This is a genomic window from Elizabethkingia occulta (assembly GCF_002023715.1).
Classification (GTDB): domain Bacteria; phylum Bacteroidota; class Bacteroidia; order Flavobacteriales; family Weeksellaceae; genus Elizabethkingia; species Elizabethkingia occulta.
The window spans coordinates 357,500-380,383 of sequence record NZ_MAHX01000005.1; the positions used below are offsets into that span (position 1 = coordinate 357,500).

Genomic DNA, 22,884 nt, shown 5'->3' on the forward strand with positions numbered 1-22,884 from the left:
TAATTTAAATAGTAAATAATTAAAATATAATTGACTTAATTTTATATATGAAGCAAGCTTTTCATCAGAACGAGCAAAATAACCATAACAGCAATGGCGATTAACATGAGTATTTTATATTTATTGGAATATTTAACTCCAGTATGTATTCCGGCGAACATGTTTTTTACCAGAGCAAGTACACGCTGTTTGTTTATATAAAGAATAATAAAAATACAAAGCTGAAAAAATATAGCGCTACCCAACGCTAATATTTCGTAGAAATAATCTTGAAGGATAATATTGAAAAGAAGAATTGATAAAAGAATAGCACCAAAGATTCTTGTCCTATAGAATAGTAAACAAGTTGCTCCTAATACTTCGAAGAACCCTATAATTAAAGGATAAGCCACTGTATAACCATAGAATGCCCACATAATCTGATGTCCGGACATTTCGGAAACCTTTCCGTTGTAGTTTTTTATAGTATCAAACTGAACATATTTTGCTGCACCATATGTTGCCATATAAAACGAAACAAATATTACAAGACTCCATTCTATAGCTTTAATCAGTAGCTTTTTATTCATAGACCTAATCGTATATATACAAAACGATACTCTTTTCTGCGGAATCTATATATTTCTCTAAAGTACTAAAAAAAGCAGGTGAAACCATCGGACATCCCAAGCTAAGTACAATAGGATTTATAGTTTCATTGTCGGGAACTGCTGAATATTTATGCAATACAATAGCCCGACTAAGAGCATTGCTATTTGTTTTATCCAGACCTACAAGTTTATAGGCTTTTCCAAAATCTCCTTTATAGCTATTTTTTACAATATATTTACCTATTGAAGAACAGTATGAACCATAGACATTACTAAACTCTAATTTTCCATCTACCTTTCCTTTTTCTGATCCTGATCCATGTGCCACCAATCCTCTCTCCAGAATTTTTCCAGACTTTAAATCAATAACAAAAAACCTGTATTTATTTGAAGTAATTGAGAAATCTACAAAAAACGCTAATTTTTCATTGTAGCCATTTTCTGAAGCAAATTTTCTTATCTCTTCTGTTTTATTGTTTGGATTATTGCTCCTGACTATGGATTGACCAAAGCTGATATTCGATACCAGAGCGATGGCAAGAACTCCAAACAGAGAAAGAAATATATATTTTTTCATTATTAGAATCCGTCCACAATCTGACCATCCTTCATCACTAATTTACGGTCAGTACTTTCGGCAAGTCCTTGGTTGTGGGTTACAATAACGAATGTCTGATTGTATTTATCTCTAAGGTCAAAGAATAACTGATGAAGGCTGTCTGCATTTTTAGAATCCAGGTTTCCTGTAGGCTCATCTGCAAAGATGATTTTCGGATCATTAATTAATGCTCTTGCCACAGCAACACGTTGTGCCTCTCCTCCTGAAAGTTCTTTGGGCTTATGATGAATTCTGTGAGCAATTTTCAGTTCATCAAAAAGTTCATGTGCTTTTTCCAAAGCGTTCGGATTTGGTTTGTCCGAAATTCTTACCGGCAAGAGTACATTTTCCAATGCTGTGAATTCAGGCAGAAGTTGATGAAATTGGAATACGAAACCTATATTCCTGTTACGGAATCTGGATAGTTCTTTGTCTGACATTTCCAGAAAAGATTTACCATTCAATAATATTTCAGTATCGTTAGCGGACGTATTAGATGGCGAATCCAGTGTACCAAGAATTTGTAACAAAGTAGATTTTCCTGCACCGGACTCTCCTACAATAGAGACAATTTCTGCATCCGGAATCTCAATATCCACTCCTTTTAATACATCTAATGAGCCGTAAGATTTATATATATTTTTCGCTTTAATCATCATTCGTCAAAAATACTAATTAGTTATGAGTTATAAAGTATGTATTTGTATAGTTATCTATAAATTTTCATGTTAAAAAAATGGCCGGAAGAAATTCCGGCCAGATGGGTAATATTTATCTGTTCTCTTTAAAAGTTTACTGAGTTCAGGTCTTTGTCTACAAGGATTCCTTGTTGTGACTTTAGATTAAATTTCAGATTCTTTTTCGCTTTAAATTTAATTATAAACAGATTATTGCTGCCATTAAGAGCTTCCTGCTTTCCTAGATTAACAAACGTAGGATACAACACCTTCTCTCTGTTGGAATGCAATCTGTCATTTGTAAGGTTCTCCATTTTCTTGGTATCCAGCGTCTGGATTCCTACGAATTCATAATCCTGGGCATTATAAGGCAATGCAAAACTTAGTGCATTTACAGATTTCAGATTAGTTCCTTTTACAGTCACTTCAATAATTTCGTCTTTGCCATAATTCTGCTTAGGTGCTGTTATTTCTAATTTCCCGGCTACCTTTTCAATCTTTGCTTCATCTACACCACCATCTAATTGTGTTGCAACAACAGATATATCGTAAGCATCAATAAGGTTATTCTTATTAACATCACCATTGCTTACATAACCTTCGAAATCTGCATCTCCTTTTCTCAATCCGGTATAGTTGGTATAAGAAGTAAGGTCATTTCGGTCAATTAGTTTATCGTTGTTAATATCTCCCGGTAAATAGCTTTCTGTTCCCGGTACTTTGAATACATATAGCTCACGGCCTGTTCCATAATCACCTACAGCTTGTTCCACAGAAATCTTCACATATCTTGCCGTCGGATGAGATGTAAAGCTAAATTCTTTAGGATCGAAATCATCTTTCCATTCAAAAGTTCCGGCATCTGTCCAGAATTGTTTATCCATACTGTAAGAAACTTTACCTTTCTTAATCAGCCCGTTTCTACCGTCGTTACGTGGTAATAACTGGAATTTATCCAGCTGGTTAATCGATTTAAGATCTACTAAAAGATCGAAAGGAACAGCTTTCACTCTATATTTTGTATGCCACATATTTCCTTCTTCCTCATCGAATAATTTATAAACTTCAAAGCCTTCCTGTGCATCTACAGAAGCGGTTCCGGATATTCCTTTAATAGCAAATTCTAAAGGATTAGATTTAGTTTTGACTGTAAACGAAGTCCACTCAGAAGCTCCGTCTTTATTTACCGCTCTTACTTTGAATGTATAATCCGTTTCCGCTGTCAGACCTTCGAACAGAAGTTCAGTGTCTTTTATTGTAGAATATTTCAGTCCATTGAAATCTATTTCGTAGTAATCTGCATTTGGAACTTTATCCCATGTAGGTTTTACAGTGTAAGCTTCCAGGTTTTTGTCTGTAATCTGTACATTCTTTGGAGCTGTAAGTACACCAGATGTTATTTTTAAATGATTTTTAGGCTCAAATTCATAGCCTTCAAGCTCTAAAGATACTTTCTGACTTGTAATATCTGCTTTAGCCGTTTTTACCCAAACCTGGGGATTTTTTATAATCTGAACTTTCTCGAATTCAGTTCCTTTGGTTGAGAATCTGTTGAAGTTAGGCTTTTCGTTGTAATAGTATACATTTTCCTGGGCTTCAAACTCTGCTAGTGAAGTAACTTCTTTAAGTTTCACTTTTTTATTACCAACTTTAGCTATAATATTTCCGGGTTTTGCAGTAGCACTGATTCTAAATTCAGTAGCTTTATCTTTCGTCTGTCCGTCAAAATTTCCTTTTGCAGGAAATACGGTTACAACAGCTTTATCTTTAACCAGATTAGATTCAATAATTGTTGATGATCCTTTGCCAGCTTTGTACTGCTCGGATATTCCATCGTCATCATATTCTGTAAATGAAGTTTTACCCAAAGGATATATTTCGTAAATACGAAGATTTTTATTGATTTCTGATACATTATTATTCGGGTTAGCCAACGGAATGATTGCTCCACGTTTTACAAACACAGGAAGCTTCCAAATCGGGCTATTAATGCTATTAATGATTTGCCCACCTTCATATTGTTCTCCGGTAAGGTAATCTACCCATTGTCCTTTTGGCAGGTAAATTCCGTTACGTATATCATTTCCTTTATCGTCGGTTTTGGTTTCCTGGTAAATAGGAGCAACGAGGAATGCTGGTCCATACATAAACTGGTACTGCGTCATTTTCCCCTGAGTATATGCATTTTGCTCTTCCAGAAACATTGCTCTGATCATTGGTAAGCCATTTACAGCTTCTTTTGCAATACTATAAGAATATGGAAGAAGCTCTGACTTTAGTTTCAGATAATTACGGTTAATGGAAGTTGCTGTTTCTCCTAAAGCATGCGGATACTTCTCATTAGAACCCCAACCATCCATATTCAGCTGCATTGGTGTGAATGCTTTCCATTGGAAATCTCTGGTATTAATAATAGGCTTCTTGCCTCCGAAAATACCATCCATATCAGATGTAATATTCGGTTGTCCGGACAATCCGGATCCTATATAAGTCGGAATATGGAAACGGATATATTCCCAAACACCACCAGTCTGATCTCCGGACCAGATTCCTGCATAGCGCTGGGTTCCTGCCCAACCATCTAATGATATAATAAATGGTCTGGCATCATTACCATATTTAGGCATAATATTACCCACGTCTGAAACACCATTCAATCCAAATGAGTAACCATCTCCTACCCATGCTACATCCGTCTTCAGAACACGTACTCCGGCATCTCTTACTTCTTTAATAATATCCCTTTGTAACAATGCACTTATTCCTTCTTTCGGATGAAGATCGGATTGCGTCCACAGACCTATTTCAACACCATTTTTACGGGCATAATCTCCAAAATCTTTCAGGTTCTTAATGTTACCATCCAGAGTTTCTGTTTGTCCGTAACCTGCACCATAGCCATCATTCGGTAATACCCATCCTAATGGCATATCGTTATTTTTGTATCGGTCCACAACAGCGCGTGCAGAGAACTGATAATTGTTTTTTTCACCGTTCAAAGATTCTTTGATACCGCCATTTTCTTTCTGGCTTTCTTTATAACGTTTTCCATCTTCGAAAAGAATTCCCTTTTCGTCCTCTTTCCAGTAATCTCTGTTATATGCATTAAGGTGTCCTTCATAGAAGCCAAATTTTGGTAATAAAACCGGATTACCCGTAAGCTGGTAGAAATCGTTAAGCAAAGCAACCGGACCATCGTTTACCATAAGGAATAAGTCCAGATAATTATCTTCATGAGACAGAAAAACTTTCCCTTTCTCTTTTGCTCCGAAATCGTATTTCCCTTTTTTGAAGGTATACCACATCATTCCGTAGCCTTTAGACGACCAATAGAAAGGTGTTGGTGAAGCTACACCGCCGTCTGTCCAGCTGTTCTGATTTTCAATAGCAATAGCTTTTCCTTTATGAGAAAAACGTCCGTTCTGAACACCACCGCCATAGAAATATTCCTGTGGATTTTCCTTTAGCGTAAGACTTGTTTTGTTTTTCTCAAAGCTTAATGGTTCTGCTTCTTCAACAACCACGGCTTTTGTCTGCAGATTGATAAGCTTAAAAAGAGAAGTATTCTTATCGAAAACTACCTGTACTTTGTCTGTTGTAATACTCAGTTGGTTATTATCCTGAGCAATATTAAGCTTGGTTACAGCTTTTCTTGGATTGCTGACTAATATTTTAGCCTCAGGCTTTGCCTCCGGATCACGCATTCCTTTTCCACTGTTGTCCTGGAATAATCGGAAGATATTGTCTCCGTAGAAATCCAGTAAAGCTTTTTGTTGGTTCGAGAATGTAATCTCGATGGTTGTCGCATTAATTTTTTTAGCATCTACTATTCTCAGTTGTTGCTGGGCAACATTCTCTGTTTTAGCAGCAACGGTCTGTTGTGCCTGTACATAGTTTGTCAGAAATATTGAGGAAGCAAATGCGAATAATACTCCGGCAGTAGGTTTAATACCCCAGAATTTTCTCTTCATAATATTTAAATTTTCCTGGTTAATAAGAATCTTACAAATTTAACAAGCATAATTGTATTTAAGGCATTATATGTATAAAAATATTGCCAATGTATACGAAAAAAGCCCTCCTCAATGAAGAAGAAGGCTTTTTTCTATTATTTTGTTGAACTTTTATACCAATAAGCTTAATGGATTCTCAAGGTAAGTTCTTAAAGTTTGTAAGAACTGAGCCCCTGTAGCACCATCAACCACTCTGTGGTCACAAGCTAATGAAAGCTTCATCGTATTACCAACTACAATCTGACCATCTTTTACAACAGGCTTCTCGATGATAGCGCCTACTGAAAGAATAGCAGCATTTGGCTGATTGATAATACTTGTAAATGTTTCGATACCAAACATTCCAAGGTTAGAAATAGAGAAAGTACTTCCTTCCATTTCATTCGCTTTAAGACCTTTGTTTTTAGCTCTTGCTGCCATATCTTTTACTGAAGCCGAAATTTCAGAGTAAGACATATGGTCTGTATTCTTCAATACAGGAACTACTAATCCGTCCGGAATCGCTACAGCAACACCAATATTGATGTTTCCACGGTGGATGATCTTATCACCTGCCCATGAGCTGTTTACTTGTGGATGTTTTCTTAAAGCAATTGCAGTAGCCTTAATAATCATGTCGTTGAAAGATACCTTAGTATCTGGCAAGCTGTTGATTTCTTTTCTTGCCGCAATAGCTTTATCCATGTTGATTTCCACCATCAGGTAGTAGTGAGGAGCCGTGAATTTACTTTCAGAAAGTCTTTTCGCAATCACGTTACGAACCTGAGAGTTTGGAGTTTCAGTATCTTCACCAGCTACAAAGTTTACTACAGCCTTAGCCGGAGCCACTGTTGCAGTTGATGTAGCAGCCTGTGCAGAAGGCTGATAGTTTTCAATATCTTTCTTCACGATTCTACCACCATCACCTGAGCCTTTTACACTTGAGATGTCGATTCCTTTATCTGAAGCAATTTTACGTGCTAATGGAGAAATGGCTACTCTGTCACCTGTAGATGAAGTCGCTACAACTTCTTCTTTTGGTTGAGTTGCAACTGGCTTTTCAGATGTTACCGGAGCCGCATCAGATTTAGCTGCAGGTTTTCCTGAAGTTAATCCTGAAACATCTGTTCCTGCAGGGCCAATAATTGCTAAAACAGTGTCAACTAACGCTGCACCAGATTCAGCTACTCCTTGATATAGTAATGTTCCGTTGAATTCAGATTCAAAATCCTGTACCGCTTTATCAGTTTCAATTTCTGCCAAGATATCTCCTTCTTTTACTGCATCACCAACATTCTTGTGCCATTTAGCAACTTTTCCTTCTGTCATTGTATCAGAAAGACGAGGCATTGTGATAATTTCTACACCAGCAGGTACTTCTGCTGAAGCAGTAGATTCAGTTGCTGCAGGTTCTGCTGCTGCCTGTGCAGGAGCTTCTTCTTTTGCAGGTGCACCTCCGATTAAAGCTGAAATATCTTCGCCTTCTTTACCAATAATACATAGAACAGTATCTACAGGAGCTTGTCCGCCTTCCGCAACACCTTGATAAAGTAATGTTCCGTTGATTTCGGATTCAAAATCCTGTACCGCTTTATCAGTTTCGATTTCAGCAAGAAGATCTCCTTCTTTAACCGTATCACCTACATTTTTATGCCATTTTGAAACCTTACCTTCCGTCATAGTATCCGAAAGGCGCGGCATTGTGATTACTTCTGCCATAATTTTCTTTATTTAAAAATTTGAAATTTGAGAATTGAGATTAAAAATACTTTATACTCAAATTCTAAATTAATATCGTTATTAGTTTTCTAGTTTGTCAATGAACGGATAATCTGGTTCTGAATAAACAAAGTCATATACTTGTGATACATCCGGATATGCAGAATTTTCCATGAATTCTACACACTCTTCAACAAATTCTTTAGATTTTTCGTCGATAGCTTCTAATTCAGTTTCAGTAGCCCAGTTGTTTTCAAGAATTCTGCTTTTCACTAACTCGATAGGGTCTTCATTCTTCATCATCCCAACTTCTTCTTTAGTTCTGTATGGCTCAGCATCCGACATAGAGTGACCTCTGTAACGGTAAGTTCTGGCTTCCAGGAATGTTGGTCCTTCTCCTCTTCTTGCTCTTTCAATAGCTTCGAAAGCCGCTTCAGCAACTTTTTCAGGATCCATTGCATCTACAGGCATACAAGGCATTTCGTACCCTAAGCCTAATTTGTAGATATCTTCATGGTTTGAAGTTCTTTTTACAGAAGTACCCATTGCATACTGGTTGTTCTCCACAACAAATACTACCGGAAGTTTCCAGTTCATTGCCATGTTAAAAGTCTCGTGAAGAGATCCCTGACGTGCAGCACCGTCTCCGAAGAAACAGATGTTTACACCACCAGTTTTGAAATATTTATCACCAAAAGCAATACCTGCTCCTAATGGAATCTGACCACCTACAATACCGTGACCTCCGTAGAAACGGTGCTCTTTGCTAAAAATGTGCATAGAACCACCCATACCATGTGAAGTACCGGTAACTTTACCACATAATTCTGCCATAATTCTTTTAGGATCAACCCCCATTGCCATTGGATGGATATGACATCTGTAAGCAGTAATCATACTGTCTTTGGTTAAATCCATTGCATGTGTAAAACCTGCAGGGATTGCCTCCTGACCGTTGTAAAGGTGTAAGAAACCTCTGATTTTCTGCTTCAAATAAAGAGAACGACACTTATCTTCGAAGCGTCTCCACATCGTCATATCCTCGTACCATTTCAGGTAGACTTCTTTAGAAAATTCTTTCATGTGTAACTATTGTTATTTATTTAATAATCACAAATAACCATTAAGGTTTTATGATTATTGAATCGAGAGCACAAAAATACTAAAAAACTTCTTTATTTTCTGCATAAGATTATGAAGTCTGATTATATTTCTGTGAACGGATTCAAAAATTGTTTTATTATTAATCTCTGCTTTCCAAATGTTTTTGCCACTGCCATGTTGTTTTCAGAGCTTCAGTAAGACTTGTATCAGCCTTCCAGCCTAGCTCTTTTTCTGCTTTTGAAGCATTTGCATAAGCTATTGTGATATCACCATCACGACGTGGTTTAAACTCATATTTTACTTCAACATCATTTGCCGTTTCAAAGCTTTTTACAACTTCTAATACAGATGACCCCTTACCTGTTCCAAGATTATAGATATCTACAACAGTATCGGTATCTGCAGCGATTAGTTTTTTAAGAGAGGCTACGTGTGCTTTTGCCAAGTCCACGACATAGATATAATCACGAACAGCTGTTCCGTCTGGTGTTGGATAATCGTTTCCGAAAATGCTTAAATACTCTCGGACACCTGCTGCTGTCTGACTAACATAAGGAATAAGGTTGTTGGGAACACCAAGAGGCAACTCTCCGATTAAGGCACTTGGATGAGCACCAATAGGGTTGAAATATCTTAATAAACTTACTTTCTTATGATGAGCAATAGCAAAATCTTTGATAATCTCCTCTCCCATTTGCTTGGTTTTCCCATAAGAAGATTCAGGTAATTTAAGCTCTGTTTCTTCATTAATTGGCATTTCATCTGCTTGTCCGTAAACGGTACATGATGAACTGAAAATAAAATTAGAAATATTTTTCTCTTTAAATTCCTGAAGAATATTGATCAGAGAAAAAAGATTATTCTCATAGTAATCAACTGGTTTTTCCTGACTTTCACCTACTGCTTTATAAGCTGCAAAATGAATACATCCTTCAATTTTATGAGCTTCTAAAACCTGAGTCAATAGCTCTCTTCTTTTTAAATCAAAAGGATAAAATGTTGGTCTTACTCCTGTGATCTTCTCAATACCATCCAGAACTCTTTTTTCGGTATTGGAAAGATCATCGATAATTACAACATCAAAGTTATTCTGGATAAGCTCTACTACTGTATGCGAACCTATATACCCCAGTCCTCCTGTTACTAATATTGCCATAGTTATAGTTTTGGTTTTTATTTCATGAATTCTAAAACAGCATCGGTAATATACTTCAACTGCTCTTCATCTAATTCTGTATGCATTGGTAAAGAAATTACCTGATCTAATAACTTATCAGTATTTACAAAATCTGCATCATTGCTATCCTGGAAGTAAGCTTTTTGCTTTCTTAAAGCTACCGGATAATAGATCATGGCAGGAATTTCCTTTGAAGTTAAAAACTCCTGAAGTTCGTTTCTCCTACCGTTTAGTATTCTTAATGTATACTGATGGAAAACGTGTGTAGAGTCTGTTGCTCTTTCCGGAACTAAGATGTCCGGGTGATTTGCGAATGCATTATCATAATAAGCAGCAGCTTCGTTTCTTGCTTTTGCATATTCATCAAGAAGTCTTAGTTTTATTCTAAGAACGGCTGCCTGCACACTGTCTAAACGGGAATTAACTCCTACCTCATCATGATAATATCTGCGGTACATTCCATGGTTTACAATACCGCGGATTTTGTACTCCAATTCATCATCATTAGTAAATATAGCACCACCGTCTCCGTAACACCCAAGATTTTTAGACGGGAAGAAAGATGTAGTTCCTAAAGTCCCCATCGTTCCGGATTTCTTTTTAGTTCCGTCTGAGAATATATAATCCGCACCAATAGCTTGTGCGTTGTCTTCTATTACGTAAAGATTGTGCTCTTTAGCTACTTTTAGTATTTCCTCCATATTGGAACATTGCCCAAATATGTGAACAGGAATAATAGCTTTAGTTTTTGGCGTGATTGCAGCTTTTAGCTTCTCAATATCTATTGTAAATGTATTATAATCTACATCCACCAAAACTGACTTTAGCTTTAATAAATGAATCACCTCTACCGTAGCGGCAAAGGTGAAATCTGCTGTTATTACTTCGTCTCCTTCCTGAAGGTCTAATGCCATTAATGCGATTTGCAAAGCATCGGTACCGTTGGCACAAGGAATAACGTGTTTTACGTCAAGGTAGTTTTGTAGTTCTGTCGTGAATTCTTTTACTTCTGGTCCGTTGATAAAGGCTGCTGACTCCATTACCTTTAACACTGCTGCATCTGCTTCGTTTTTTATTTTTTGATATTGACCTTGCAGGTCAACCATCTGTATTTTTTTCATGTAAGACTATTATCGTACAAATTTATTATTTTATTTTCAGAACCTGTTATAAAAATGAGTTATATCATTCATTCACCACAACTATTACCAGGAAAGCTTTACAGACTTTTATCTCTTTGCTTAATCTGTTCAGAAATGGACAATCACTGTACGAAAACGAACACTCTTCGACTCAACTCTAAAACACAATTCACTGATTAACAGTAAATAATAATGTCATTTATTTTTTGGTACCCTTTTAACATTAATACAGGTAAGAAAAAATAATTATCAAACATTGGATTTTACATTTTTAAAATATAATTGGAAAATTTGCATAACTAATATTTTAGTGATAAAATTGTATACCTAAAATGTTAGGTAAATAACTGATATGAAAAAACTAATTACACTAGCTGCGGCATTAACCGGATTACTGATTACGGCGCAGGAAACGAAAACCGCAAAAGATACTCTACAACAGAGTAAAGAAATACAGGAGGTAATCCTTAAGTCACAACGCAAAAAACAATTTGTAGATAAAGCTGTATATACGTTTAGTGAAGAAGCTCTAAAACGAGCCCGTTATGCAAATGACCTTTTAAAAACACTTCCCGAACTTCAATTCGATCCTATTTCAAATTCTGTTGCAAGCATAAAAGGTGGTAAAATATTATTATTGATTAACGGAATCGAGGCTACTGAGATGCAGGTACGTACGATAAAGCCAGAAGATATAATAAAAGTAGAGTATTATGACAATCCACCAACAAGATGGGCTTTGCGTGCTGATACCGTAGTTAATATCCTTACCAGAAATCCGGAAACAGGTTATGTATTTGGCTTGGAAGCAAGCTCAGCTCTTACCACAGGATTCGTGAATGGATCGGCATATGCCAATTATACCAAAGGGCGAAACAATCTGGGAATGGATTATACCTTTAACCTAAGAGATTATGATAACCGACAGTTTAGAAATACATACGATTATAAGCTAAATGGTAGTCATTATAGCTCAGAAGAAAACAGAAAGGATCATTTTGGTTATACCTCTCAGGGAATTACCCTGCGCTATAACAACGTTTTAACTGGAAATTATACTTTTCAGGCAAAACTAAATCTTGATCTTTTAACAAGCTTCTCAAAAGCTAACGGGCTTAATGCTTTTACAAAAGATACATCAACTGAACAACATGGAACTTTAAGAAATACCTCTTCAGATTATAACAAGCCGACTATAGACTTATATTTCTCCAAGAATCTGGGTAAAAAGGATGAGTTAAGCTTTAATTTCGTTGGTTCTAAATACACTACTAATTCTGCTGAATTAGCGAAAGAATGGATTTTGGCAAACAATCAGAGTGTATTTGACAATGACATGAACCTTAAAGCAAAGCAAACCAGCCTTGTTGGAGAAGTAGCGCATTCACACGATTTCAGTTTCGGAAAGCTAAGTTCTGGTTACAGAATTTCCAATAATGCAATATCCAATGATTTGCAAAATCTGCAAGGTTCCTCTTATTATGAAGTAAATTACCTGGAACAATATTTTTATACTGAATTTTCAGGGAAGAAAAATAAATTAATGTACAGGCTTGGGCTTGGCTTAACGAATATTCATAACCAGAGCGCTGAAATAACAAATGATGAATGGACCATTACTCCAAAATTAATTCTGGGCTATCAGTTAACAAAAAATCAGAGCTTAAGATTTACAAGTAGCTATGTTCCCAGGAGTCCTTCGAGTTCTGCCTTAAGCAGCAATGTAGTACAAGTGGTCCCAAACATTATAAGAAGTGGAAATCCTTATCTGAAAACACAACGCTCATGGGGGAACAATCTTATTTATTCTGTGAATAATAAGTATTTCGATATCAATGCAAATCTGTTTTTTTGGCATAGAGATCGCGCTATTAACCAAATGTATATTGCAGATCCAGCCTTTGGAGGCTATAATCTAACCTATGAAAATGCACAATATTCTCAGCAATACGGAATGCAATTAACTGGTTCGGTAAAGCCTTTTGGGAATAATTTACTCGTAGTAAAAGTTGTTTTTGCTCCGGCATCTGAACTATTTAAGACTGGTTCCGGAGCTGTTCTTAAAAATAATTACATAGGAAACTCTTTTGTAATTTCTTCAGAATATAAGTCTTTCAATATTCAGTATCAATATACTATTCCATATTACACACTGAGCGGTGCATTTTTGAATACCAATGAGAATGCCAACCATATTTTTGTTAATTATAAACATAATAACTGGAGCTTCAGTACCGGAATGTATTGGTGGGGAATGCCTTCGGAATACAAATCTAAAACTTTACCAGAGAGCCTTGTAAGCTATACCGGGCACACGCAAATCTTCAATAACAAATCCATGTTTATTCTAGGTATTGGCTATGACTTTGCAAAGGGAAGGAAAAATGAAATTCAGAAAAAACTAAACAACGATACAGCACCACCTGCAACGTTCTAAAACTAAATTAAAAATATATTCTGCTATGAACAAATTAATCTATATTCTCATCAGTATTTTGGCAACATTATTCGCTTTTAAAATTTATGCTGCCGAAAGAACTGTCCAATACAGAGATATGGAGCTTGCCGGAATTGTTGTTGATTCTCAAAGTCTATCTCCATTGGGAAAAGTAACAATTCTTGATAACAACAATAAAAAAATCGGAGAGACCGATACCAATGGATACTTCAAAGTAAAATTTGCTGTAAATAAAACAGGAGAAGTTGTTTTCAAAATAAAACTCGAAAAAAGCGGATACCAAAGTTTTACGCAAAATGACCATTGGAGTAATTTGGAAAATCCTTCAGGGAGCTTCTGCTTTGGAATGAAAAAAAACAATACAAATGGTGAATCTTTCTCTAAAATACTAGGCAGAAATCTGACTTATACCTATGCAAAAGCTGGTATGGAGCAGATAAAAGAAAACAGAAAAGCAGATGAAATTGTTAATTCTGCTAAACAAGGCAATGACCATCTTATTTTAAACATCAATGGTGAGAAATATCTTGTAACCAATTTTAATTATTTTAAACTGGGATCTAGGGACAAGTACATTATGATTAATAATATTATCGAGCCTATCGAAGGTCTGAATAATAAGCTGAAACGAAGCAATATTAAAAACCTTAGCCGTCTTGGCGGTAAGGAAGCTCAGTTCGACCTTACTACATTTTAAACTTACATTCAATTCATACTAATTCATTAGTAGATACCCCTTGTAATGAGGGGTATGTTTATTTAATCTAGAACTTTCATTTATCTGCAAAAACTATTGTATTTTATACTTTTTTACAATATATCTAAAATAGGCTCACCGAAGTAAGCCTATTATTGTTATTTTATGAAGATCTATGCTGAATTACGGCTTGCATTAATGTTTCCAAACAATGCTCTTGTAACAATCTTTTCATAGGTTTCTTTATGTGGATTCTCTTCTTTAATCTTTTGTAAAGCATATTGCTGAATGGTTAGCAATGGCAAAACAATATTTTCTCTCATTTTAATGGAGCTCTTAGACAATGGTTCTTCTTCCATCAGAGCTTTGTAATCTGCAATTTCCAATAACATTTCATGAGTCAGCAGGTACTCATTGTGCAGAATCTGCCAGAATTCGCCAAACACTTTGTCATTACGCAGATAATAGGTCAGCGGAAAGTAAGTCTTGCTCATAGACATCATACTATTCTGAATAAGTGTCTTAAAGAACATAGATTCTCGGTATAGTTTTTTCAGATCTTCCAGCCTGCCCTCTTCTTTTATTTTTTGCAAGGCCGTACCTACTCCGAAGTATCCGGGTACATTTTGCTTCAACAAGCTCCATGATCCTACAAACGGAATTGCTCTTAGATCTTCGAATACCAGTTGTCCATCATTTCTCTTACTAGGACGGCTTCCGATATTGGTACGTCCATAATATTTCAGTGTACTAACCTCTTCCAGATAAGGTACAAAAAGAGGATGGTTCTTCAGTGCTTTATATTTCTGGTAGCTAATTCCGGCAAGCTCATTTAGCAAAGCTCTTTCCCAATCTTTCAGATTTATTTTGTCCTGAGGGAAAATTTCGTTTTCTAATCCTGCTGTAAGCAACTGCTCAAAGTTGAAAGTTGCCTGGTCTTTCGTTCCAAAGACACTGGTAATTGTTTGCCCCTGAATTGTCAATTCTATCTGGTGATTGGCAATACTTTTTCCTTGTGCCGCATAAAACTGGTGTGTTTTACCACCACCACGTGCAGGTGGTCCACCTCTACCATCAAAGAATATTACTTTGATATCGTTTTCATCTGAAACCCTTGACAGTACTTCTTTGGTAGTATAAATATCCCAGTTTGCTTTTATATACCCAGCGTCTTTTGTTCCGTCTGAAAATCCAAGCATGATGAATTGTCTCTCACTACGGCGATTCAGATGTTCTTTATACTGAGTAAGGTTATAAAGCTTGTTCATCGTTGCCTCAGCGTTTTCAAAGCCTTCTATGGTTTCGAACAATGGAACAATATCTATCTTTATATCCTTATCGGCATAACCACAATATTTAAATAGGGCATAAACATTCAGAACATCATAAATAGAGGAACTGTCCGAAATAATATAACGGTGAATACTTTGCTCTCCATTTAGTTTCTGAATATCTTTTACCTGATAGATATTTTTTAATGTATCCTTTACTATATCATCACTATAATTTTCAGGATCAATCTGTAAAGAAGTGTTGAGAAGCAGATTCAATTTTTCGTCTTCATTCAATGCATGGTAATCTTTACCAAACTCTTTTTCAAAAATCTGTTCCAGTGTTTTGTAATGGATCTTACTGTTCTGGCGAATATCCAGCGAAGCGAAATAGATTCCAAATAGATCTATACGGCCTATCAGATCGTCGATTTTATTAATAAACAATCCGTTGTTATTCTCTTTAACTTCATAACGGATATCCTCTAAAGCTTTTTTGAACTCTTCAGCAGTAAGATCATATTTATTCTCAAAAATATTCTGATATACTCTTTCACTAATTTGTCTCAGCATTTCGGTGACCTTAGGGAAAGTAAGTCTTTTTCGGAGCTTTTTAAGGTGCTCATAATAGCATTTAAGAATAGCCAGTCTCAACTCGGAAGATACTCGCTGAGTAATTTCTGCAGTTACAAAAGGGTTACCGTCTCTGTCTCCTCCCGGCCAAAAGCCTAATTGGAATAAATGCGGATTTATATTAGCATCATCAAAAATACGTTTGGTATCCCGATACAATTCTCCCAGAGTATCATAATAAACGTAGCGCAGATAATAAATAATACTCTGAGCCTCGTCATATGGGGTTGGCTTTTCCTGATTGATAAATGACGTCATCCCCAGCTGCTGCAGGAGCATATCTATATTGGTAACTGAATCGGACTTTATAGCCTGATTCAGATCATGGAGAATAGATTGCACGGAATTGGAATAAAACTGTGTCGGGTGTGCTGTAAATACAACCTTAACACCGAATTGTTCCATTTTCTCTTTAATAATTTGCAGTTTTCCCTGTTGGGATGCAACTTCATACAAATTACGGACTGTCCCTGGATCTGTATTGGCATTTAGTGTAGAAAATGCTGAATCCTCGATACTGTCGAATAATACTACCTGTCTTTCTACATACTGAATAATACGGAACAGAAGATCTATTCGTTCCTCTTCTGTTTTCAGGTCTGTATGACTGTCGAAGAAATGTTTCATCACCTCCATCGGAGATTTTCCATTTTCATAGCCCTCTTTACTCTCTTCATGGAGAAAAGGCAAGAGCATTCCGATATTGGTCATTTTATCGTATGGAAGGCTCATGAAAAGGCTATTATAGATCTGAAATTTGTTTTTTACAATTTGTCTGAATTTTTCTACTTGTTCATTGGTCTTCATTAACACTATTAATTTTGGTGAAAAGTTAAGGCTTTTATTGGATTTTATAGTTTAAATATTTGCTAAATCTTCTTATTATAAATTTATTTATCCAAAAAATACAATTACATAAATCCTGACAAAATATTTAAGCCTATCAAATTTAGGCAACATTTAATTCTTCACAAAGAAAATAATTACCTTTGTAGCATGTCTAGCACTAAGAAGATATCCGCATAATACATAACCTCTGATATTTCTGTCGGGGTTATGGCAATTTCTGTTTATTCAGGCTTCCCAGCCTGAAGATTTCCATCTATTATATACTAACAGACATTTGGCCCGTTAATTTTAATTTAATGTTGAACGGCAAATGAAATTTAAAAAGATCAAAATGAATATCCTTTTTAGACAAGAAAATAAAGACGACTATGCAGCTGTATTCAACTTAATTCAAAGAGCATTTGAAAAAGAAGAAATGAGTGATCACAGCGAGCAATACTTAGTTGAAAGACTCAGAAACTCCGAAGCCTTTATTCCGGAACTTTCTATTGTTGCGGAGATAAATCAAAATATTGCAGGACATATTTCACTCACCAGAATTAAAGTCATAAATAACAAAAACGAAGAATTTGATTCCCTGGCATTAGCTCCGGTCTCGGTACTTCCGGAATATCAGGGTAAAGGTATTGGCGGAAAACTAATAGAAACCGCTCATAAAAAAGCTAAGGAATTAGGTTTTGGCTCTGTTATTTTATTAGGTCACGAGAATTACTATCCCCGATTCGGTTATGAAATAGCCAAAAAATATGGAATTCAATTACCGTTTGAGGTTCCCGATGAAAACTGTATGGCTATAGAACTTATTAAAGGCGCTTTAGAAGGAGTTGAAGGAACGGTTGTCTATCCTAAAGCCTTTTTCGAATAATATAACATCTTATTTATAATACTGCCAGTGCTTTTGTACTGGCTTTTTTGTGGTATAACTGTAACTAAATAAACCTATAGCTGTCTTATTAAAAAAGCTTAGTATGAATATCCACACACCTCACAAAACCAATTTGGAAGACTCGAAGATTGATGTAAAGATTAAACTGGCTGCATTATGGGCTTCTGTTACATTATGTTATTTATATGGAGATTATTTTGAACTCTATATTCCCGGAAAAGTTAAAGGGTTTATTGATGGGCATAACCTTCTCGATGATCCTCAAAAATTATTCGGAGCCAGTCTATTATTAGCTATTCCGGCTGTTATGGTTGGATTATCTGTTATTCTGAAGCCAAAACTCAACAGATTGCTCAATCTTATTTTTGGAATACTTTTTACCTTGATTATGCTGCTCATTGCTATTACTTCTTTGGATTCGTGGAGAGCGTTTTATGTATTCCTGGCATTAACGGAAAGCGCTATTACGATTCTGATCAGTTTATATGCGTGGAAGTGGCCTAAGCAGAAATTAAGTTAAGCAAGGAGAAGCATTTTTCCTTATTTTAGCTCATAATAGTATTTATAAGTCTATAAAGAAGATGCAGCTATACGATACCCAACAATATAAAAATAAAATTCAGGAATCAGGTTTTACAACTATCGATCAGGTTTATACAGATGAAGAGGTACAGTCTATTCTTGGACAGATAGAACAAGCCGACAATTCTAAAGATACTTTCAGGAAATCAAAAGATTTATTTGCAATCAGGCAATTCCTGAAGGAAGTTCCGGAGACTCGTGATTTAATTTTCAATGAAAGATTAAATTATATAATCCATACAATATTTGGTTCAGACTATTTTGTTGTAAAAAGTATTTATTTTGACAAGCCTGAGTCTTCAAACTGGTATGTAGCCTATCATCAGGATCTGACTATTTCTGTCGATAAGAAAACAGAAATGGAAAATTTTGGTCCATGGACTACAAAACAGAATCAATATGCTGTACAGCCTCCACTCGAAATTTTGCAGAATATTTTTACAATACGAATTCATCTTGATGAAACAAATTCTGAAAATGGTGCATTAAAAGTTATTGAAAAGTCTCACTCAAAAGGCATATACAGACCGGAAACCATTGACTGGAAAACGGAAAAGGAATCTACATGCAGTGTGAGCAAAGGTGGAATTATGATTATGAAGCCTCTTTTATTACACAGCTCAGGCAGAACCATTAATAATAAAAAAAGAAGGGTTATTCATATCGAATTCTCAAATGTAAATCTTCCTACTCCTTTAAGATGGTCTGAAAAGTTAAATTAATCATTCACATATTTTTACTTATAAAACGAATAAATGCCTGCTGAGAAAAGTCTAAAAAAGATTTTCCAATATGAATATTTAGTGAATGCTGAATACTTAAAAGATATTCTACAGGAAAATAAAATTTCTGCAATAATTGATTACGAAAATAAATCTCTTTTGGTAAAAGATAGTGACTTCAATAAAGCAATACTAATCATTAATGAGGAGAATATTGATGAGAGTAAAACAATTGATCAGGAAAATTTCATGGAAGAATATGATGAATGGAATAAAAACAACTTAAATCCGGGACATTATTTAGGAGGACATATTCCGTTCTTTTACAAAACAAAATCAAACCATTTAAAATTTGCTATTATAACATTCATTAATTTGATTATACAAATAGTACTACTCTTTATAACAACAAGTATAGACCTGTGGAATATTCTATTTTTAATAGTTACTATAATTATTGAAATCAACTTCATAAATTCATGGGTTAATTATAAATCTGAAAAAAGAAAAACACAATAATGCCCTCTTTTTTACATTATTTATATCGTTTTATAATATAGATTTTATAAGTCTGAATATTCGCAAAATTCAACATAATCTGGCTTAATGGATTAAAATAAAGCCCTACATTTGTTAGGTAAAATCAATCCTATGCTAAATTTTAAATATAAAAATCCTACCAAAATTATTTTTGGAAAGGGTGAAATCGCTTCACTTGGAAAAGAGATTCCTTCAGATGCTAAAATTCTTCTGTTATATGGAGGTGGCAGCATTAAAAAGAACGGTGTATATCAACAGGTAAAAGACACCTTAGCGAATCATGAGGTAGAAGAATTCGGTGGCATTCCTGCTAATCCGGAATATGAAGTACTAATGGAAGCTTTACAGTTTATCAAAGAAAATAATATTACTTATCTTCTTGCTGTTGGTGGCGGTTCGGTTATCGACGGAACCAAATATCTGGCTGCAGCTGCAAAATATAATGGAGAGCCTTGGGATATCCTTAGAAATTCGGTAAGAACCATGGAAGGACAAGCTTTACCTTTCGCTACGGTACTTACTTTACCAGCTACAGGTTCGGAAATGAATTCCGGATATGTTATTTCAAGAAGAGCTACTCAGGAGAAATTATCTTCTGGTGGACCAGGGTTATTCCCACAAGTTTCTGTTCTTGATCCTGAGGTTATTCGCTCTATTCCGAAAAATCAGATTGCCAATGGTATTACAGATGCATACACCCATGTAATGGAACAATACATGACCTATCCTATTGGTGCTACATTACAGGACAGATTTGCGGAAAGTATTTTGCAATCGTTACAGGAAATTGCGCCTAAGGTTATGCAGGAAGAATTTGATTATACAGCTGCAGGTGATTTTATGTGGAGCTGTACTATGGCACTTAATGGATTAATCCAGCAAGGTGTTCCTTCAGACTGGGCTGTACATGCTATGGGGCACGAACTTACGGCATATTATGGCATAGACCATGCACGTACATTAGCGATTATTGCACCTAGCCATTACCGTTATAACCTGGAGTCTAAAAAAGAAAAATTGGCTCAATACGGCGAAAGAGTATGGAATATCACTGAAGGAACAACAGAAGAAAAGGCATTAAAAGCCATTGAAAAAATGGAGCAATTCTTCCATTCTTTGGGAATACTAACTAAACTTTCAGAATATACAGAGGCATATAACGGAACTGCAGAAAAAGTTGAAAGTGCATTTATCAGTAGAAATATGGCAGGTATTGGGGAGCATAAAAAACTAACGCCTTCTGATGCTAAGAAAATTGTTGAAATGAGCTATTAAAACCATGAAGAGATTAAGAATGATATTTGCGTTTGTAATATTACTCTCAGTAACATTACAAGCGCAAGAAAAAAGAATGTTTTGGCACGACATTCAGGAATTTAAAAAGAGGGACAGCTTAAACGGAATTCCTCAAAATGCTATATTATTTATCGGAAGCTCTACTTTTACCAAGTGGACAGATATTGCAAAATATTTTCCTCAGAAAAAGATTATTAACAGAGGTTTTGGAGGTTCAAGGCTTTCTGATCTGAATTACTTTGCAGATGATCTTTTGAAGCCTTATCACCCTAAACAAATTATCGTTTATTGTGGTGATAATGATTTTGTATCGGAGGATAAGCCATCTGTAGATACAGTGGTTGCAAGATTTAAAACTTTCTATGGTAAAATAAGACAGTATTATCCTAAAATTAATGTGTCTTACATTTCCATAAAGCACTCGCCTTCCAGAGAAGACTACTGGCCACAAATGCAGCAGGCTAATAAGGAAATAAAAGCTTTCCTGAAAAGTCAGAAAAATACATCATACATTGATATTACTAAAGCAATGAATGATAAAAATGGCGTTATAAGAAAGGATATATTCCTGGATGATATGCTCCATATGAAACCATCGGGTTATGTTATATGGGAAAAAGCTATAACACCTTATTTAAAATAATTACAAAATGCTCTTGATAGGAGCATTTTTTGTTTAATTTTATACATGTTTATCAAACTTTAGAAAATTTGGAAGTCAACAAAAATATATCTTTAGTCCTTTCCGGTGGTGGCGCCAGAGGCTTAGCCCACATAGGTGTTATCGAAGAACTGGAGAGACAAAACTTTAAAATAAACAGTATTGTTGGTACTTCCATGGGTGCATTAGTTGGAGGAATACATGCTATGGGCAAACTTCAGGAGTTTAAAGAATGGATAGTAAAGCTCAACCGTTACAGTTTTCTAAGGCTTATAGATTTTTCATTCAAAAACGGCGGCTTCATTAAAGGTGAAAAAATTCTGAATATCCTAAGTATGGCTATTCCCGGAGAAAATATTGAAGACCTTAAAATTCCATTTGCATGTTTAGCGACAGACATACAGGCACATCAGCCTGTTTACATTAATTCAGGTAATATTTATGATGCTATAAGAGCTTCTATAGCTATTCCATCTGTTTTCACACCAGTTATAAGAGATAATATGGTTTTGGTAGACGGTGGTGTTCTGAATAACATTCCGATTGATTATGCGATAAAAACTAATTCGGAAGATAAAATACTTGCAGTAAACGTTAATGCGAGAATTCCTTTTGAAGGCAAAGCGCTTCCTGCGCCATCATCTAAACTGGGAATGCTGAGGCTGACTAACCGAACTATATCTCTGATGATTGAAACCATTGGTAATTTTAATCTTAAAGAACATGCTCCTGATTTTATGATTAATATTTCCCGGTATTCGTGTGAATTATATGAGTTTTATAAGGCTCAGAGCCAAATTGAATATGGCAGAAAATGTGCCCGGGAGCAGCTGAAAAATTACCTAACGCTGTAGAATATTATCTGTCTTATTAATCAGGTATTTCTCAGATGGTATATACTAATTTTTTACAGATTGGAGAGAAAAATATTCCCGTTATAAGATAGTATTCCTCCGGAATACTTACTTTCTGACACATTTGTTTTTACCCAGATCAGGCTCCTCCAGAGCCTTTCTCTCATTACTTATATTATGATAGTACAAAAAATATAGTTCATCATAATGAATAAGAAAAATTATAATTATCAAACACCACAGCGTTCCGAAGGAACGCTATCTTAATAAGGAAAAAGAAAATTATTCAAATCGGAATCAAAAATTTCAGACTATTTGAAACAGAAAATGAAGAATTTCTTTTCACACTAACTTAGCTTTTTGCTTAGTTCTCAACCTTAACTCCTTATCCCCGTCTTTATCTCAATGTTCCACTATGACTAGTCCTGAAAAAGGT

At 35.4% G+C, this 22,884-nt stretch carries 18 protein-coding genes; 9 read left to right on the top strand and 9 right to left on the bottom strand.

Going from position 1 to position 22,884, the window contains the following annotated elements; genetic code table 11:
- Window positions 1-41 precede the first annotated feature (41 nt).
- From BAZ10_RS03865 to BAZ10_RS03900, 8 genes are all read right to left on the bottom strand, one after another.
- Window positions 42-569 (bottom strand): hypothetical protein, encoded by a 528-nt coding sequence (locus BAZ10_RS03865; RefSeq protein WP_078770921.1) that lies wholly within the window; start codon window positions 567-569, stop codon window positions 42-44.
- A 4-nt stretch (window positions 570-573) separates the two neighbouring features.
- On the bottom strand, window positions 574-1,167 hold the full coding sequence (locus BAZ10_RS03870) for a murein L,D-transpeptidase catalytic domain-containing protein (protein ID WP_078770922.1): 594 nt from the start codon (window positions 1,165-1,167) through the stop codon (window positions 574-576).
- Between the two features lie 2 nt (window positions 1,168-1,169).
- The gene (locus BAZ10_RS03875; protein WP_078770957.1) at window positions 1,170-1,844 is read right to left on the bottom strand and encodes an ABC transporter ATP-binding protein; all 675 of its coding nucleotides are present in this window, start codon (window positions 1,842-1,844) and stop codon (window positions 1,170-1,172) included.
- Between the two features lie 128 nt (window positions 1,845-1,972).
- Window positions 1,973-5,836, bottom strand: coding sequence for a TIM-barrel domain-containing protein (locus BAZ10_RS03880; protein ID WP_078770923.1), 3,864 nt, complete (start codon window positions 5,834-5,836; stop codon window positions 1,973-1,975).
- A 153-nt stretch (window positions 5,837-5,989) separates the two neighbouring features.
- A complete protein-coding gene (locus tag BAZ10_RS03885; protein ID WP_078770924.1) occupies window positions 5,990-7,576 on the bottom strand; it encodes a 2-oxo acid dehydrogenase subunit E2 in 1,587 nt (528 codons plus the stop codon).
- An 81-nt stretch (window positions 7,577-7,657) separates the two neighbouring features.
- A complete protein-coding gene (pdhA, locus tag BAZ10_RS03890; protein ID WP_078770925.1) occupies window positions 7,658-8,659 on the bottom strand; it encodes a pyruvate dehydrogenase (acetyl-transferring) E1 component subunit alpha in 1,002 nt (333 codons plus the stop codon).
- Window positions 8,660-8,819: 160 nt separating this feature from the next.
- Complete coding sequence (gene galE / locus BAZ10_RS03895; protein ID WP_078770926.1) at window positions 8,820-9,836, bottom strand: UDP-glucose 4-epimerase GalE; 1,017 nt, start codon at window positions 9,834-9,836, stop codon at window positions 8,820-8,822.
- 17 nt (window positions 9,837-9,853) lie between these two features.
- Entirely contained in the window at window positions 9,854-10,978 is a 1,125-nt protein-coding gene (locus BAZ10_RS03900) for a DegT/DnrJ/EryC1/StrS family aminotransferase (protein ID WP_078770927.1), read from the bottom strand.
- 373 nt (window positions 10,979-11,351) lie between these two features.
- Between BAZ10_RS03900 and BAZ10_RS03905 the strand changes: the two genes are divergently transcribed.
- The gene (locus tag BAZ10_RS03905; RefSeq protein WP_078770928.1) at window positions 11,352-13,436 is read left to right on the top strand and encodes an outer membrane beta-barrel protein; all 2,085 of its coding nucleotides are present in this window, start codon (window positions 11,352-11,354) and stop codon (window positions 13,434-13,436) included.
- Between the two features lie 25 nt (window positions 13,437-13,461).
- Window positions 13,462-14,154, top strand: a complete 693-nt coding sequence (locus BAZ10_RS03910; RefSeq protein ID WP_078770929.1) for a hypothetical protein — start codon at window positions 13,462-13,464, stop codon at window positions 14,152-14,154.
- Between the two features lie 173 nt (window positions 14,155-14,327).
- Here the strand turns inward: BAZ10_RS03910 and BAZ10_RS03915 are convergent, their stop codons facing one another.
- The gene (locus tag BAZ10_RS03915) at window positions 14,328-16,865 is read right to left on the bottom strand and encodes a phosphoenolpyruvate carboxylase (RefSeq protein ID WP_078770930.1); all 2,538 of its coding nucleotides are present in this window, start codon (window positions 16,863-16,865) and stop codon (window positions 14,328-14,330) included.
- A 373-nt stretch (window positions 16,866-17,238) separates the two neighbouring features.
- Here BAZ10_RS03915 and BAZ10_RS03920 point away from each other — a divergent pair, with 373 nt between their 5' ends.
- The 7 genes from BAZ10_RS03920 to BAZ10_RS03950 all read left to right on the top strand — a co-directional run bounded on the left by BAZ10_RS03920 (window position 17,239) and on the right by BAZ10_RS03950 (window position 22,448).
- Complete coding sequence (locus BAZ10_RS03920) at window positions 17,239-17,772, top strand: GNAT family N-acetyltransferase (protein ID WP_078770958.1); 534 nt, start codon at window positions 17,239-17,241, stop codon at window positions 17,770-17,772.
- Window positions 17,773-17,875: 103 nt separating this feature from the next.
- Entirely contained in the window at window positions 17,876-18,313 is a 438-nt protein-coding gene (locus tag BAZ10_RS03925) for a DUF6326 family protein (RefSeq protein WP_078770931.1), read from the top strand.
- Between the two features lie 61 nt (window positions 18,314-18,374).
- A complete protein-coding gene (locus tag BAZ10_RS03930) occupies window positions 18,375-19,097 on the top strand; it encodes a phytanoyl-CoA dioxygenase family protein (RefSeq protein ID WP_078770932.1) in 723 nt (240 codons plus the stop codon).
- Window positions 19,098-19,130: 33 nt separating this feature from the next.
- Window positions 19,131-19,616 carry a hypothetical protein gene (locus tag BAZ10_RS03935; RefSeq protein WP_078770933.1) on the top strand — a complete coding sequence of 162 codons (486 nt, stop codon included), beginning with the start codon at window positions 19,131-19,133 and terminating at the stop codon, window positions 19,614-19,616.
- A 132-nt stretch (window positions 19,617-19,748) separates the two neighbouring features.
- Window positions 19,749-20,912, top strand: a complete 1,164-nt coding sequence (locus BAZ10_RS03940) for an iron-containing alcohol dehydrogenase (RefSeq protein ID WP_078770934.1) — start codon at window positions 19,749-19,751, stop codon at window positions 20,910-20,912.
- 4 nt (window positions 20,913-20,916) lie between these two features.
- Entirely contained in the window at window positions 20,917-21,576 is a 660-nt protein-coding gene (locus BAZ10_RS03945; RefSeq protein WP_078770935.1) for a GDSL-type esterase/lipase family protein, read from the top strand.
- Between the two features lie 68 nt (window positions 21,577-21,644).
- The gene (locus BAZ10_RS03950; RefSeq protein WP_078770936.1) at window positions 21,645-22,448 is read left to right on the top strand and encodes a patatin-like phospholipase family protein; all 804 of its coding nucleotides are present in this window, start codon (window positions 21,645-21,647) and stop codon (window positions 22,446-22,448) included.
- Window positions 22,449-22,884 lie beyond the last annotated feature (436 nt).

What these genes read in the sequence shown, in the direction of transcription:
- BAZ10_RS03865 (WP_078770921.1), bottom strand. Translation starts at nt 569, where the DNA reads ATGAATAAAAAGCTACTGATTAAAGCTATAGAATGGAGTCTTGTAATA.
- BAZ10_RS03870 (WP_078770922.1), bottom strand. Translation starts at nt 1,167, where the DNA reads ATGAAAAAATATATATTTCTTTCTCTGTTTGGAGTTCTTGCCATCGCT.
- BAZ10_RS03875 (WP_078770957.1), bottom strand. Translation starts at nt 1,844, where the DNA reads ATGATTAAAGCGAAAAATATATATAAATCTTACGGCTCATTAGATGTA.
- BAZ10_RS03880 (WP_078770923.1), bottom strand. Translation starts at nt 5,836, where the DNA reads ATGAAGAGAAAATTCTGGGGTATTAAACCTACTGCCGGAGTATTATTC.
- BAZ10_RS03885 (WP_078770924.1), bottom strand. Translation starts at nt 7,576, where the DNA reads ATGGCAGAAGTAATCACAATGCCGCGCCTTTCGGATACTATGACGGAA.
- pdhA (WP_078770925.1), bottom strand. Translation starts at nt 8,659, where the DNA reads ATGAAAGAATTTTCTAAAGAAGTCTACCTGAAATGGTACGAGGATATG.
- galE (WP_078770926.1), bottom strand. Translation starts at nt 9,836, where the DNA reads ATGGCAATATTAGTAACAGGAGGACTGGGGTATATAGGTTCGCATACA.
- BAZ10_RS03900 (WP_078770927.1), bottom strand. Translation starts at nt 10,978, where the DNA reads ATGAAAAAAATACAGATGGTTGACCTGCAAGGTCAATATCAAAAAATA.
- BAZ10_RS03905 (WP_078770928.1), top strand. Translation starts at nt 11,352, where the DNA reads ATGAAAAAACTAATTACACTAGCTGCGGCATTAACCGGATTACTGATT.
- BAZ10_RS03910 (WP_078770929.1), top strand. Translation starts at nt 13,462, where the DNA reads ATGAACAAATTAATCTATATTCTCATCAGTATTTTGGCAACATTATTC.
- BAZ10_RS03915 (WP_078770930.1), bottom strand. Translation starts at nt 16,865, where the DNA reads ATGAAGACCAATGAACAAGTAGAAAAATTCAGACAAATTGTAAAAAAC.
- BAZ10_RS03920 (WP_078770958.1), top strand. Translation starts at nt 17,239, where the DNA reads ATGAATATCCTTTTTAGACAAGAAAATAAAGACGACTATGCAGCTGTA.
- BAZ10_RS03925 (WP_078770931.1), top strand. Translation starts at nt 17,876, where the DNA reads ATGAATATCCACACACCTCACAAAACCAATTTGGAAGACTCGAAGATT.
- BAZ10_RS03930 (WP_078770932.1), top strand. Translation starts at nt 18,375, where the DNA reads ATGCAGCTATACGATACCCAACAATATAAAAATAAAATTCAGGAATCA.
- BAZ10_RS03935 (WP_078770933.1), top strand. Translation starts at nt 19,131, where the DNA reads ATGCCTGCTGAGAAAAGTCTAAAAAAGATTTTCCAATATGAATATTTA.
- BAZ10_RS03940 (WP_078770934.1), top strand. Translation starts at nt 19,749, where the DNA reads ATGCTAAATTTTAAATATAAAAATCCTACCAAAATTATTTTTGGAAAG.
- BAZ10_RS03945 (WP_078770935.1), top strand. Translation starts at nt 20,917, where the DNA reads ATGAAGAGATTAAGAATGATATTTGCGTTTGTAATATTACTCTCAGTA.